The sequence below is a fragment of the Bradyrhizobium sp. LTSPM299 genome, assembly GCF_000938235.1.
GTDB lineage: Bacteria > Pseudomonadota > Alphaproteobacteria > Rhizobiales > Xanthobacteraceae > Bradyrhizobium.
The window spans coordinates 21,443-34,555 of record NZ_JYMU01000085.1; the positions used below are offsets into that span (position 1 = coordinate 21,443).

General features: G+C 64.5%; 12 protein-coding genes. 3 read left to right on the forward strand and 9 right to left on the reverse strand.

Going from position 1 to position 13,113, the window contains the following annotated elements; translation table 11 throughout:
• Nucleotides 1–74: 74 nt before the first annotated feature.
• The 4 genes from UP10_RS35900 to UP10_RS35915 all read right to left on the reverse strand — a co-directional run bounded on the left by UP10_RS35900 (nt 75) and on the right by UP10_RS35915 (nt 4,602).
• Complete coding sequence (locus UP10_RS35900; protein ID WP_044591909.1) at nt 75–794, reverse strand: RraA family protein; 720 nt, start codon at nt 792–794, stop codon at nt 75–77.
• A gap of 111 nt (nt 795–905) precedes the next feature.
• On the reverse strand, nt 906–1,781 hold the full coding sequence (gene pssA, locus UP10_RS35905) for a CDP-diacylglycerol--serine O-phosphatidyltransferase (RefSeq protein ID WP_044592226.1): 876 nt from the start codon (nt 1,779–1,781) through the stop codon (nt 906–908).
• A gap of 80 nt (nt 1,782–1,861) precedes the next feature.
• Complete coding sequence (locus tag UP10_RS35910) at nt 1,862–2,563, reverse strand: phosphatidylserine decarboxylase (protein ID WP_283805949.1); 702 nt, start codon at nt 2,561–2,563, stop codon at nt 1,862–1,864.
• A 50-nt stretch (nt 2,564–2,613) separates the two neighbouring features.
• Nucleotides 2,614–4,602: an ABCB family ABC transporter ATP-binding protein/permease gene (locus UP10_RS35915; protein ID WP_044591910.1), complete on the reverse strand. Its 1,989-nt coding sequence runs from the start codon at nt 4,600–4,602 to the stop codon at nt 2,614–2,616.
• Between the two features lie 213 nt (nt 4,603–4,815).
• Between UP10_RS35915 and UP10_RS35920 the strand changes: the two genes are divergently transcribed.
• Entirely contained in the window at nt 4,816–5,421 is a 606-nt protein-coding gene (locus UP10_RS35920; RefSeq protein WP_044591911.1) for an LOG family protein, read from the forward strand.
• 2 nt (nt 5,422–5,423) lie between these two features.
• Here UP10_RS35920 and UP10_RS35925 read toward each other — a convergent pair whose 3' ends face one another.
• The 4 genes from UP10_RS35925 to cysS all read right to left on the reverse strand — a co-directional run bounded on the left by UP10_RS35925 (nt 5,424) and on the right by cysS (nt 9,419).
• On the reverse strand, nt 5,424–5,801 hold the full coding sequence (locus UP10_RS35925) for a VOC family protein (protein WP_044591912.1): 378 nt from the start codon (nt 5,799–5,801) through the stop codon (nt 5,424–5,426).
• A gap of 119 nt (nt 5,802–5,920) precedes the next feature.
• A complete protein-coding gene (gene cimA, locus UP10_RS35930) occupies nt 5,921–7,519 on the reverse strand; it encodes a citramalate synthase (RefSeq protein ID WP_044591913.1) in 1,599 nt (532 codons plus the stop codon).
• Nucleotides 7,516–8,022 (reverse strand): GNAT family N-acetyltransferase, encoded by a 507-nt coding sequence (locus UP10_RS35935; RefSeq protein WP_044591914.1) that lies wholly within the window; start codon nt 8,020–8,022, stop codon nt 7,516–7,518. The genes cimA and UP10_RS35935 overlap by 4 nt, the downstream gene beginning before the upstream one ends.
• The gene (gene cysS / locus UP10_RS35940) at nt 8,019–9,419 is read right to left on the reverse strand and encodes a cysteine--tRNA ligase (protein WP_044591915.1); all 1,401 of its coding nucleotides are present in this window, start codon (nt 9,417–9,419) and stop codon (nt 8,019–8,021) included. The genes UP10_RS35935 and cysS overlap by 4 nt, the downstream gene beginning before the upstream one ends.
• Nucleotides 9,420–9,713: 294 nt before the next feature.
• On the opposite strand from cysS, the gene UP10_RS35945 reads away from it, so the two are divergent.
• Nucleotides 9,714–10,022 (forward strand): hypothetical protein, encoded by a 309-nt coding sequence (locus UP10_RS35945; protein WP_044591916.1) that lies wholly within the window; start codon nt 9,714–9,716, stop codon nt 10,020–10,022.
• Between the two features lie 152 nt (nt 10,023–10,174).
• Nucleotides 10,175–11,329, forward strand: coding sequence for a DUF2865 domain-containing protein (locus UP10_RS35950; protein WP_044591917.1), 1,155 nt, complete (start codon nt 10,175–10,177; stop codon nt 11,327–11,329).
• Between the two features lie 3 nt (nt 11,330–11,332).
• Here UP10_RS35950 and UP10_RS35955 read toward each other — a convergent pair whose 3' ends face one another.
• Nucleotides 11,333–13,084: an NAD+ synthase gene (locus UP10_RS35955; RefSeq protein WP_044591918.1), complete on the reverse strand. Its 1,752-nt coding sequence runs from the start codon at nt 13,082–13,084 to the stop codon at nt 11,333–11,335.
• Nucleotides 13,085–13,113: the final 29 nt, after the last annotated feature.

Consider the following 13,113-nt stretch of genomic DNA (forward strand, 5'->3'; position numbering starts at 1 on the left):
CGGTTCGCGTGAAGAAAACGCGTCAAAACAAGAATCTAGAACTTCGGTTCTGATTCAATCAGAACCGAAATGCTCTAGTGGATTTCCGCCGAACGCTTCAGCGCGTCCTTCAGCTTTTCGAGCGAGAAATCCTTCGAGCGCGCGATCTCCAGGATCGGCGTCTCGCGGCGACCGCACAGCTCGGCCGCTTCGGGCAACTTCGCCGCGATCTCGTAGGGGATCACGATCGCGCCGTGGCTGTCGGCGTGAATCAAATCGTCGGAACGTACCGTCATGCCGGCAACACGAACTTCGCCACCAAAGCTTTCCGCATGCACCCAGGCATGCGACGGGCCGATCGAGCCGGCCAGCGCCTGGAAGCCAGGGGCCCATTGCGGGATGTCACGGATCGAACCGTCGGTGATGACGCCGAGGCAGCCCAATGCCTTATGGACGCTGCTCTGCACTTCGCCCCAGAACGCGCCGTAGCCGACGTCGGGGCCGTCGATGTCCTGGATCACGGAGATGCGCGGACCGAAGCCGGTGCCGACATAGTCGTAATAGTCGATGCGGCGCTTCGACTGCTCTTCGGCCGACAGCCCGGATTTCAGCACCGAGCGGATCGCCACCGTACGGGCATAGCCGACAATCGGCGGCAGGGTCGGAAACGGACAGACCAGCGGCTTCACCGTGTAGCCGATCAGGCGCCGCTCCGGCGCCACGATCTCCATCGCGTTGCAGATCGTCGGCGTGTCATAGCGCGCCAGCGCTTCGAGAACGGACGCGGGAAGCGGGGCTGAAGCTGTTGTCGTCACGGCGTTTCTCTCCTGATTTTTGGCGTTCGCGGGCCGAATTCAGCCTATAGCCGAGATCGGACGCGAACCCAACTCAGGGAACGCTCATGGCTGATATCTGACTGAGCGCGCTCAGTGCAGGTGCGCCGGACGATCGTCTTCGTCAGTCTTTGCGACCGGCGGCGCGTAAGTCGGTGCCGCGGCGGGCGCCGGCGCACGCGCGGCCAGCTCCTGTGCAGCAAGGCTGCGCTCCTGGTCGCGATAGGACTTCCAGCCCCAGGGCAGGCTGATCAGATAGGCCACCGTGCCCGCCGACAGGATGTGCCAGGGATAGCCGATCAGCAGCGCGACAAAGAACACCACCGAGACGAACACCGGCAGCACCATCTCCGGCGGCACGCGCATCTTCACGGTCTTGCCGGAGAACACCGGCAGCCGCGACACCATCAGGAACGCGATCAGCAGCGTGTAGAACGCGGTCAGCGTCGCTGGCGGCATCGGCACGCCGAGGAAGGCGAGATAGATCGGCAGCAGCACGGTGATCGCGCCGGCCGGCGCCGGCACACCGGTGAAATAATTGGCGGCGAAGGCCGGCTTGTTCGGGTCGTCGATCGAGGCATTGAAGCGCGCCAGTCGCAGGCCGCCTGAGATCGCGAACACCATCGCGGCGATCCAGCCGCCATTGTTCAGCTCATGCAGCTGCCAGAAATACAGGATCAAACCCGGCGCGACGCCGAAATTGACGAAGTCGGCGAGACTATCGAGTTCAGCGCCGAATTTCGACTGGCCCTTGATCATGCGCGCGACACGGCCGTCAATGCCGTCAAGCACGGCGGCGAACACGATCGCGGCGACCGCAAGCTCCATCCGCCCTTCCGTCGACAGCCGGATCGCGGTCAGGCCGGCGCAGATCGCCAGCAGCGTGATCATGTTCGGCACCAGCATGCGCACCGGAATCGGGCGGAACCGGCGGCGGCGATATTCGGGAGAGCTGGGATCTGTCGGCATCATGGCCCGCTCAATATAGCAAGCATCGCCCTCCTCCGCCATTGCGGCGGGAATTGGCTGATTAGCCGCAAAAAACACGGTTAATCGGCGCGGAACGTCCGCCCGGGATCGGCGCCATTGAAATCCGCGAGAATCGTCTCACCGGCGATCGCGGTCTGTCCCTCGGAGACCAGCGCCTTGGTGCCCTCGGGGAGATAGACGTCGAGCCGCGAGCCGAAGCGGATCAGGCCGAAGCGTTCACCGCCGCCGATCGACTGCCCTTCCTTGACGAAGCAGACGATCCGCCGCGCCACGAGCCCGGCGATCTGGACCACGCCGATCCGGCCGTTCGGCATCGAGATCACCAGCGAATTGCGCTCATTGTCCTCGCTCGCCTTGTCGAGCTCGGCGTTGATGAAGGCGCCGGGGCGATAGGCGATGCGATCGATGCGGCCGGCCACCGGACTGCGGTTCACATGACAGTTGAACACGCTCATGAAGATCGACACCCGCGGCAGCGGCTTGTCGCCGAGGCCGAGTTCGGCCGGCGGCAGCGCCTGCACCACCATCGAGACGCGGCCATCGGCCGGCGACACCACGATGCCGTCGCGCACCGGCGTCACTCTGATGGGATCACGGAAGAACAGCGCGCACCAGACGGTGAGCAGCGTGCCGATCCAGCCCAGCGGGGTCCAGATCCAGAACAGGACCAGGCTCGCCAGCGCGAAGCCGCCGATGAAAGGATAGCCCTCGGGGTGAACAGGGGGAATCTGCGCGCGGATGGAGTTGGCGATCGACATCAAAGCTCGCTTCAGGGTTTCCCGCCCCTCTGGCCGGAGGCGCCCTACTTCGACTATTCCGCGGCGGTCGGCAAGGGTTTCTCGACCGGATCGGAGGTGGAATCGGGGCCCGGCTCGGCGGCCGACGGCGGCTGGCGGTTCGGCGCCTCGCCGTTATCGTCGATCTGCGCCAGCTTTTCGCGGGCTTCCTCGGCCTCGCGCTGCCGGTTCCACATACTGGCATACAGCCCACCCGAGGCCAAAAGCCGCGCATGGGTGCCGCGCTCGGCGATCTGGCCCTGATCCAGCACGATGATCTCGTCGGCGCCGACGATGGTCGACAAACGGTGCGCGATCACCAGCGAGGTGCGGTTGCGCGAGACGCGCTCGAGCGCGCCCTGGATCTCGTGCTCGGTATGGCTGTCGAGTGCCGACGTCGCCTCGTCGAGCACCAGGATCGGCGGCGCCTTCAGCACGGTGCGCGCGATCGCGACACGCTGCTTCTCGCCGCCGGACAGTTTTAGCCCGCGCTCGCCGACCTGGGTTTCATAGCCCTTCGGTGACATCCGGATGAAATTGTCGATCTGTGCCAGCCCCGCCGCTTCCTCCACTTCCGCATCGCTGGCGCCCCAGCGGCCGTAGCGGATATTGTAACGGATGGTGTCGTTGAACAGCACGGTGTCCTGCGGCACCATGCCGATCGCCGATCGCAGCGAGGCCTGCGTGACCGATTTGATGTCCTGGCCGTCGATCAGGATGCGGCCTCCGGAGACGTCATAGAGCCGGAACAACAGCCGCGAGATCGTCGACTTGCCGGCGCCGGAGGGGCCGACGATCGCGACCGTCTTGCCGGCAGGCACCTCGAAGCTCAGGCCTTTCAGGATCGGCCGTTCAGGTTCATAGGCAAAGCGGACGTCCTCGAAGCGAACGCTGCCTGCGGAGACGGCGAGCGCCTTGGCACCAGGCGCATCCTTCACCTCGGCATCGCGCGCCAGCACCTCGAACATCTTCTCGATGTCGATGATCGCCTGCTTGATCTCGCGATAGACCATGCCCATGAAATTCAGCGGCTGGTACAGCTGGATCATCATCGAGTTGATCAGCACGAAATCGCCGACTGTGTGGGTGCCGTTGCGGATGCCGAACGCGCACATCAGCATGGTCGCGGTCAGCCCTGCCGTGAAGATGATCGCCTGCCCGGTGTTGAGCAGTGCCAGCGACGTGTAGGTCTTCACACTGGCCTGCTCGTAGCGCTCCATCGAGCGGTCGTAGCGCTGTGCCTCTCGCTCCTCGGCGCCGAAATATTTCACGGTCTCGTAGTTGAGCAGCGAGTCGATCGCCTTGGTGTTCGCCTCGGTGTCGGAATCGTTCATTTTGCGGCGGATCTCGATCCGCCATTGGGTCGCGATATAGGTGAAGTACATGAACACGACGACTGTGATCAGCACCGCCAGCACGTAGCGCCAGTCGAACTGCCACAGCAGCACCGCCGAGAGCAGCCCGACTTCCACGATGGTGGGGATCAACTGGAGGATCACCATCCGCACGATCGTCTCGATGCCGGTGCGGCCGCGCTCCAGGACACGGGTCAGACCGCCGGTCTTGCGTTCGAGATGGAAGCGCAGCGACAACTCGTGCATGTGCACGAAGGTGATGTAGGCGAGCCGCCGCACCGCATGCATCGCGACACTGGCGAAGATGCCGTCACGCCACTGCGTCAGCACCGCCATGATGATGCGCACCGCACCATAGCTGATCGTCATCAGCAGCGGCGAGGCAATCAGCCAGATCATCCAGTTCGACGGTGCGACCGGCGCCGAGCCCGTGCCGTTCAGCGCATCGATCGCCCATTTGAAGGTGAAGGGCACCGACAGCGTCGCGAGCTTCGCGAACAGCAACAGCACCATCGACCAGACGACCCGCATCTTCAAATCGGCGCGATCGCCGGGCCAGATATAGGGCCAGAGATGGACGAGCGTCCCGATCAGCGTGGCCTTCTCTGCGGCCGACGCGGAGGCCGCGGGCGGCTCGACCGCGGGCACATGCGGGTGCGGAGGCGTCATCAGGCGCCCGCCGCTGCCAGGATGGCGTGCGGGCTCGCCGTCACATCTTTTCCATGGTTTGACATTCTGCCCGTCATATAGATCGTTTGAATGCGTCGTACAGCCTTGTGGCGAAATTCTTTCGCGATTCGAGGGGATTTACGGGATTTTTTGGCTCTCAATCCCCATATCGGACTCTTGACGCTATTTACGTTGCAGTGCCACATAGATCGCATGAACCAAATCAAAACCGTCTGTGTCTATTGCGGCTCCGGCCCCGGCAACAATCCCCGCTTTACTGAAGCCGCCATTGCGCTCGGCAAGATCTTTGCCGAGAACAATGTCCGCCTGGTCTATGGCGGCGGCTCGGTCGGCCTGATGGGCGCGGTCGCAAAGTCCACGCTTGATCACGGCGGCTCCGTCACCGGCATCATTCCGGAATTTTTGCGGGCGCGCGAGAACGCGCTGACATCAGTTCAGGAAATGATCGTCACGCCCGACATGCATGAGCGCAAGCGGCTGATGTTCGAACGCTCGGACGCGTTCGTCGCCCTGCCCGGCGGCATCGGCACGCTGGAGGAGCTGGTCGAGCAGGTGACCTGGCAGCAGCTCGGCCGCCATTCCAAGCCGGTGCTGCTCGCCAACATCGACAATTTCTGGGAGCCCCTGCTCTCGCTGCTGAGCCATATGCGCGCGACCGAATTCATCCGCCCGACGATGGCCGTCGACATCCTGATGGCCGACCGCGTCGACGAGATCCTGCCGCGGTTGCGTTCGGCAGCAGCGCGAACACCGGAAAGCGCGAAGGAGCTCGCCCCGGAAGTGGCGCGGCGGCTCTGATCCTACTCGCTCGGAAACGTCACGGCCTCGATGCGGTTGCCGTCGGGGTCGAGGACGAAGGCTGCGTAGTAACGCACGCGGTCATGCGGACGCAGGCCCGGCGCGCCGTCGGAGCGACCGCCTGCGGCAACCGCGGCGGCGTGAAACGCATCGACTTCGGCGGTCGTCTTCGCCCGCAGGCAGATATGCGTCCCGCTTTCTTGCGGCACCGGCGGCATTGATGCACGCAGGTTGATCCAAAATTCGGGATAGGCCTTGCCGAAGCCGATCGTCGCCGGCCGCGTCACGACGCGGGCCAGGCCGAGCGCGGCCAGTGTCGCCTCATAGAACCGCGCGGCGCGCTCGAGGTCACTGACGCCGACGGAGACGTGGTCAATCATTGGGCCTCTCCTCTCGTCATTGCGAGGAGCGTCAGCGACGAAGCAATCCATGCAGCCGCATGCGCGGAGAGATGGATTGCTTCGCTACGCTCGCAATGACGGCGTTATTCACCGCCAGCCTAAGTCGGCGCGCCCGACTTCACCAATTTGTAGATCACCGAATCCATCAGTGCCTGGAACGAGGCGTCGATGATGTTCGGCGACACCCCGACCGTGATCCACTTTTCGCCGGTCTCGTCCTCGCTCTCGATCAGCACGCGCGTGACCGCGCCGGTGCCGCCATTGAGGATACGCACGCGGTAATCGATCAGCCTCAGACAATCGATGTATTTCTGGTACTTGCCGAGATCCTTGCGCAGCGCGACGTCGAGCGCATTGACCGGGCCGTTGCCCTCCGCGGCCGAGATCAGCCGCTCGCCGTCGACGTCGACCTTCACCACCGCAAGCGCCACCGTCACGCGCTGGCCGTTGGCGTTGTAGCGCTGCTCGACATTGACGTCGAACTGCTCGACCTTGAAATATTCCGGCACCTTGCCGAGGGTGCGCCGCGCCAACAGATCGAACGAGGCGTTGGCGGATTCATAGGCGAAGCCCGCCGCCTCGCGTTCCTTCAACTCCTCGACCAGGCGGGTCAGCCGCGGATCGCTCTTGTCATAGGCGATACCGGCGCGATCAAGCTCGGCGATCACGTTGGAGCGGCCGGCCTGGTCTGAGACCAGCACCTTGCGGTGATTGCCGACGGCATCAGGCAACACGTGCTCGTAGGTCTGCGGATCCTTCATCATCGCAGAGGCATGGATCCCCGTCTTGGTGACGAAGGCGCTCTCGCCGACGTAAGCCGCATGGCGATTGGGCGCGCGGTTGAGCATATCGTCGAGTGTGCGCGACACCTTCATCAGGGTCGCCATCTTCTCCGCGGTGACGCCGATCTCGAACTTGTCGGAGAACTCACCCTTCAGCCGCAGCGTCGGGATCAGCGAGCACAGATTGGCGTTGCCGCAGCGCTCGCCGAGCCCATTCAGCGTACCCTGGATCTGCCGCGCCCCAGCGCGCACCGCGGCCAGCGAATTGGCCACCGCCTGCTCGGTGTCGTTATGGGCATGAATGCCGAGATTCGCGCCCGGCACATGTTTGACAACATCGCCGACGATGGTCTCGATCTCGTGCGGCATGGTGCCGCCATTGGTGTCACACAGCACCACCCAACGCGCGCCCGACTCATAGGCCGCCTTGGCACAGGCCAGCGCGAAGTCGCGATTCTCCTTGTAGCCGTCGAAGAAGTGTTCGCAGTCGACCAGGACTTCGCGGCCGAGTGCTTTCGCCGCACCGACGCTGTCGCGGATCGAGGCCAGGTTCTCGTCGTTCGTGGTCTCGAGCGCGACGCGGACCTGGTAGGCCGAGGCTTTTGCGACGAAGCAGATCGCATCCGCCTTGGCCTCGAGGATGCCGGCCAGGCCCGGATCGTTCGATGCCGAGCGGCCGGGCCGGCGCGTCATGCCGAACGCGGTGAAGCGCGCGTGACCGAAGTCCGGCTTCTTGCTGAAGAACTCGCTGTCGGTTGGGTTGGCGCCGGGATAGCCGCCCTCGACATAGTCGATGCCGAGTTCATCCAGCATCTTCGCGATCACCTGCTTGTCCTGCAGCGTGAAGTCGACGCCGTTGGTCTGCGCGCCGTCGCGCAGCGTGGTGTCGAACAGATAGAGGCGTTCGCGGCTCATGCGTGGCCTCCCGTAACAGCGACGCCATTAAGCGTCTTCTGCATCGTGGTGTTGGCGAGCCATTCATCGCCGACGGTGACCGTGTTGCGCTGCTGCGCGACGTAGCCGCGCTTGCGGAAGAACTCGAGCGCGGTGTCGCTGGCATCCACGGTCAGCTTCTTGGCGCCCCGCGCACCCGCGATCCTCTCCAGCGCGTCGCACAGCGCGCGACCTGCGCCTTGCCCCGCTGCGCTCGGATGCACATAGAGCATGTCGATGTGGTCGGTCCCCCTGAGCGAGGCGAAACCGACCGGTTCGCCCTCCAGCGTCGCAATCAGCGTGAGCTGGCCGGCGAACTTCTTGCCGAAGGCGTCCTCGTCGGCGGCGGCCGACGCCCAGGCTTCCTGTTGCGCCTCGCTGTAATCTTCGCCCGTCAGATCCATGATCGACGCGGCGAAGATCGCAGCCAGCACCGGCGTATCCTCCGGCAGATACGGACGCAGCGCGGGTGCGGAGTGGCTCATCGCGTGACCTCCCAGGTGGTGCCGTCCTTGGAGTCCTTGATCACCACGCCCATCGCGGCAAGTTGGTCGCGGATACGATCGGACTCCTTGAAGTCTTTGCGGGCGCGGGCCGCGGTGCGTTCGGCGATCAGCACGTCGACTGCGTTGGCATCGACCCCGCTCGCCGCTTGCTTTCGACCCTTCCATGCGGCCGCGCTCTCCGACAGGAAGCCGAGCAGCCGAAGCGATCCGGTGAACTCCTTGCGGCTCTGCTCGTCGCTCGACGCCGCATTACGCAGCCCGTGCAACACCGCCATCGCCTGTGCCGTGTTGAGGTCGTCGGAAAGCGCCTCGATCATCACTGGTGACGGCGGACCGGGCTCGGCATCGGCCGCAACCGCATACCAATCGTCGAGCGTCTTGGCCGCCTCTTCAGCGCTCTTCAGCGTCCAGTCGAGCGGCGAACGGTAATGCGTCTTCAGCATGCTGAGGCGCAGCACTTCGCCCGGCCAATCGGCCAGCATCTCGCGGATCGTGAAGAAGTTGCCGAGCGACTTCGACATCTTCTCGCTTTCGATCTGCAGGAATCCGTTGTGCATCCAGACATTGGCCATGCGGTCGGAATGGAACGCGCAGCAGGTCTGCGCGAGCTCGTTCTCATGGTGCGGGAACACGAGGTCGATGCCGCCGCCATGGATGTCGAATTTCTCGCCGAGATGCTTCCAGGCCATCGCCGAGCACTCGATGTGCCAGCCGGGACGTCCCTCGACCGCGATTCCGGCTGGCGACGGCCACGACGGCTCGCCCGGCTTCGACGGCTTCCACAGCACGAAGTCGGTGTTGTCGCGCTTGTAGGGCGCGACATCGACGCGGGCGCCCGCGATCATCTCGTCGAGCGAGCGGTTCGACAGCGCGCCGTAGCGCGGCAGCACTGAATTGGCCGAATTCATCGCCTGCGGCGAAAACAGCACGTGATCCTCGGCGACATAGGCGAAGCCGCCGGCAACCAGTCTGTCGATGATCGCGCGCATCTCCGGGATGTGCTCGGTCGCGCGCGGCTGCACGGTCGGGGGCAAGCAGCCCAGCGCCGCGACGTCGTCCTGGTACTGCTGGTAGGTCAGTTCGGTGACCTTGCGGATCGCCTCGTTCAAGGGCACGCCGGGATAATCCCGCGCGGCGCGGACGTTGATCTTGTCGTCGACGTCGGTGATGTTGCGGACATATGTGACGTGATCGGCGCCATAGCGATGGCGCAGCACGCGGAACAGCACGTCGAACACAATGGCGGCGCGGCCGTTGCCGATGTGGGCGAAGTCGTAGACCGTCGGTCCGCAGGCATACATGCGGACGTTATCGGCATCGAGCGGCACGAATGGCCGCTTCTCCCGGGTCAACGTATCGTAGAGCTTTAATTGCATGGATTCCCGTCCCTTGCGGCCGGGCGTCCAATGATCTCAGGATGATTGAGAAAAGACGGCCTCAGCCAGCGAATCGCTAGCTCATAATCTCGCGGCAAATGCTGCAGATGGCGAGGTGGCCGTTCATGGTTCCACCTCTCTCACGACCCCTCCAATGCGTCAAGGGGCTACTTTCGAGCCTTTTGCACCCCCACGGCGGCGAAATCAGCATCAAGTTCCTCATGGTTAATCATTATTAAGGATTTGGGCGTATCGGATGGACCAGCGGATTCCCCGCAATTTCATCGGTGCACCATGCGGCCTATTTCAGCATTGATTGCCTGCACGTCTCTGCTCATTGCCTCGGCGGCGTTGGCCGACAGCCGCGTCTTCATCATCGCCAACCAGGCCGACGGCTACGGCATCGACCAGTGCCTGGCGCGCGGCGACAAATGCGGTGTGTCCGCAGCCCGTGCCTATTGCCAGTCACACGATTTTGCACAGGCTACCAATTTCCGCCGCGTCGATCCCGACGAGATCACCGGCGCGGTTCCGCACGCGGCGAACGAGAAATGCAACGCAAACGGCTGCGGCGAATACGTCGCGATCACCTGCCAGCGCTGAACTGCTCCCAAGCGGCTGGTCGGGCCCGGCTTTTTGCCACATCGGCGCCCCGGAAACGACGTGACGCTGCCCCGAGAACAGGCTATTGCAGGCCGCCTTGGCCGCGCGCTTTGGCGTTCATCGCCTGCGCGGCATCGTTTTAATGGCTGGATATGCCCCATACTCCCACTCGTCGTTTGTCCCGATGGCTTTTGACCTGCGCCGTATTGGCCGGCCTTGCCCTGCCGGCCTCTCGCGCATTCGCGCAGGTGAATCCGGGCCCGCCCGGCCCGCCGCCGCAACAGGGCGCGCAAGCCAACCCGATCTGCGTCAGGCTCGAAGGACAATTGGCGACGATTGACCGCGGTGGCGGCAGCGGCGACCCCGCCAAGGACGACCAGATCCGTCGCTACCAGGATGCAGCGGCCAAGCAGCAGTCCGAGCTCGACCGCGTGACATCGCAGGCCCGGCGCATGGGCTGCGACAGTTCTGGCTTCTTCTCGCTGTTCAACAACAATTCGGCACAGTGCGGACCGGTCAACAACCAGATCCAGCAGATGCGCGCCAACCTCGACCAGATCACCGCGAACCTCGAGCGACTGCGCTCCGGCGGGCTCGGCGGCGCCGACCGCGAGAACCAGCGCCGCTCGGTGTTGACCGCGCTCGCGCAAAACAATTGCGGCCCGCAATATGCCGCCGCGGCGGCGCGCGGCCCGGGCAATTTCATCGACAATCTGTTCGGTGGTGGCAACACCAATCCGCTGCCGCCGCCCGGCGCCGATTACAGCGGTCCGTCCGGCACCTTCCGCACCGTCTGCGTCCGCACCTGCGACGGCGCCTATTTCCCGGTCTCGTTCGCAACCGTGCAGGCGCGCTTCGCCGCCGATGAGCAGGTCTGCAAGGCGCAGTGCCCCGCCGCGGAAGCGAGCCTGTTCGCCTATCGCAATCCCGGCGAAGACATCAACCAGGCGGTGTCGATCAACGGCCAGTCCTACTCCTCGCTGCCGAACGCGTTCAAATACCGCACCGAGTTCAATCCGTCCTGCTCCTGCAAGCCGGCCGGCCAGAGCTGGGCCGACGCGCTGAAAACCGTCGACGACAAAGCCTCTGTCGAGCAGCAGGGTGACATCATCGTCACCGAGGAGAGCGCCAAGAAGATGCAGCAGCGCGGTCAGCAGCAGGGCAACAAATCGCCCGCCGGCAAGAAGGGCGCGCCGGCGGCAGCTCCACTGCAACCCGCCGCGGCCGACGCTACGACTCCCGCCCCGCCATCCGGCGATGGGCAGATCCGCACCGTCGGCCCGACGTTCATCCCGCCGAAGCCGTAGACCTCAACCTTCGAACGCCTCCCCCGACGCACGCGACCCGCGGGTAACAAGCTTCTCGTCCGGCTCGGGCAAGGTCTTGCCGGTATCGCGAAAGCGGTTGGTGATGGGATAGCGGCGGTCGCGGCCAAAATTCTTGCGCGTGACCTTGACGCCAGGTGCTGCCTGCCGGCGCTTGTATTCGGCGATGTTGAGCAGCCGATCGATGCGGGTCACCACATCGGCCGGGAAACCGGCCGCGATGATCGCGGCCAGCGGCTCCTCGCGCTCGACCAGGCGTTCGAGGATCGCATCCAGCATGTCGTAGGGCGGCAGCGAATCCTGGTCGGTCTGGTTCTCGCGCAATTCCGCGGTCGGCGGCCGGATGATAATGTTGACCGGGATCACCTCGCCCGACGGCCCGAGCGCGCCTTCCGGCTTCCAGGAATTGCGCAGGGACGACAGCCGGAACACTTCGGTCTTGTAGAGGTCCTTGATCGGGTTGAAGCCGCCATTCATGTCGCCGTAAAGCGTGGCGTAGCCGACCGACATTTCCGACTTGTTGCCTGTCGTCACCACCATCGCGCCGGTCTTGTTGGAGATCGCCATCAACAGCGTGCCGCGGGCGCGCGCCTGCAAATTCTCCTCGGTGATGTCGCGCTCGAGACCCTCGAACACCGGCGCCAGGATTTTTTCGAATCCGTTCACGGCATCCGCGATCGGCAACACCTCGTAGCGGGTGCCGAGCGCGGTCGCGAGCTTGGCGGCATCGTCGAGCGAGACCTGCGCGGTATAACGGAACGGCAGCATCACGCCGCGCACCTTGTCGGCGCCGAGCGCATCGACCGCGATCGCCGCGCACAGCGCCGAGTCGATGCCGCCGGAGACGCCGAGCAGCACGCCGGGAAAGCCGGTCTTGCGGACATAGTCGCGCAGACCCAGCACGCAGGCCGCATAATCCGCCTTGTCGCCCTCGAGGACGGCAGTCGTCGGCCCATTGCAGCGCCAGCCGTCCGCCGTCTTGCGCCATGTCAGCGTCGTGATGTTCTCCTCGAACGCCGGAAGCTGCGTCGCGACGGAGAGGTCGGCATTCAGCGCAAACGAGGCGCCGTCAAAAATCAGCTCGTCCTGGCCGCCGATCTCGTTGAGATAGATCAGCGGCAGCCCGCTCTCGGTGACCCGCGCCACCACGATCGACAGCCGCAGATCATTCTTGTCGCGCGCGTAGGGCGAGCCGTTCGGCACGATCAGGATTTCGGCGCCGGTCTCGGCCAGGCACTCGACAACGTTCTCGTAGTCCTCTGACTCCTCGAGCCAGATGTCCTCGCAGATCGGAACGCCGATGCGCACGCCACGCACCGTCACCGGGCCCGAGGCCGGTCCGCGCGCGAACAGCCGCTTTTCGTCGAACACACCGTAATTTGGCAGATTCGCCTTGAAGCGCAGCGCCGCGATACGACCCTCGTCGAGCAGCGCGCAGGCATTATAGAGCTTGCCGTCCTCGACCCAGGGCGTGCCGATCAGCATCGCCGGACCGCCATCGGCGGTCTCGCGCGCCAGTTCCTCGATCGCGACCCGGCAGGCCGACTGGAACGCGGGCTTGAGGACCAGATCCTCCGGCGGATAGCCGGCGATGAACAGTTCCGAGAGCACCACCAGATCGGCGCCATCGGCTTTCGCCTTGTCGCGCGCGGTGCGCGCCTTCGCGGCGTTGCCGGTGACGTCACCGACCGTCGGATTGAGTTGCGCCAGGGTGATCTTGATCTGTTGTTCGCTCATGTCTTTATGTTGTCCCGCACCAGAGCAAA

Coding starts and splice junctions, on each gene's coding strand:
- pssA (WP_044592226.1), bottom strand. CDS start 1,781: ATGCCGACAGATCCCAGCTCTCCCGAATATCGCCGCCGCCGGTTCCGC.
- UP10_RS35915 (WP_044591910.1), bottom strand. CDS start 4,602: ATGACGCCTCCGCACCCGCATGTGCCCGCGGTCGAGCCGCCCGCGGCC.
- UP10_RS35920 (WP_044591911.1), top strand. CDS start 4,816: ATGAACCAAATCAAAACCGTCTGTGTCTATTGCGGCTCCGGCCCCGGC.
- UP10_RS35925 (WP_044591912.1), bottom strand. CDS start 5,801: ATGATTGACCACGTCTCCGTCGGCGTCAGTGACCTCGAGCGCGCCGCG.
- cimA (WP_044591913.1), bottom strand. CDS start 7,519: ATGAGCCGCGAACGCCTCTATCTGTTCGACACCACGCTGCGCGACGGC.
- UP10_RS35935 (WP_044591914.1), bottom strand. CDS start 8,022: ATGAGCCACTCCGCACCCGCGCTGCGTCCGTATCTGCCGGAGGATACG.
- cysS (WP_044591915.1), bottom strand. CDS start 9,419: ATGCAATTAAAGCTCTACGATACGTTGACCCGGGAGAAGCGGCCATTC.
- UP10_RS35945 (WP_044591916.1), top strand. CDS start 9,714: ATGCGGCCTATTTCAGCATTGATTGCCTGCACGTCTCTGCTCATTGCC.
- UP10_RS35950 (WP_044591917.1), top strand. CDS start 10,175: ATGCCCCATACTCCCACTCGTCGTTTGTCCCGATGGCTTTTGACCTGC.
- UP10_RS35955 (WP_044591918.1), bottom strand. CDS start 13,084: ATGAGCGAACAACAGATCAAGATCACCCTGGCGCAACTCAATCCGACG.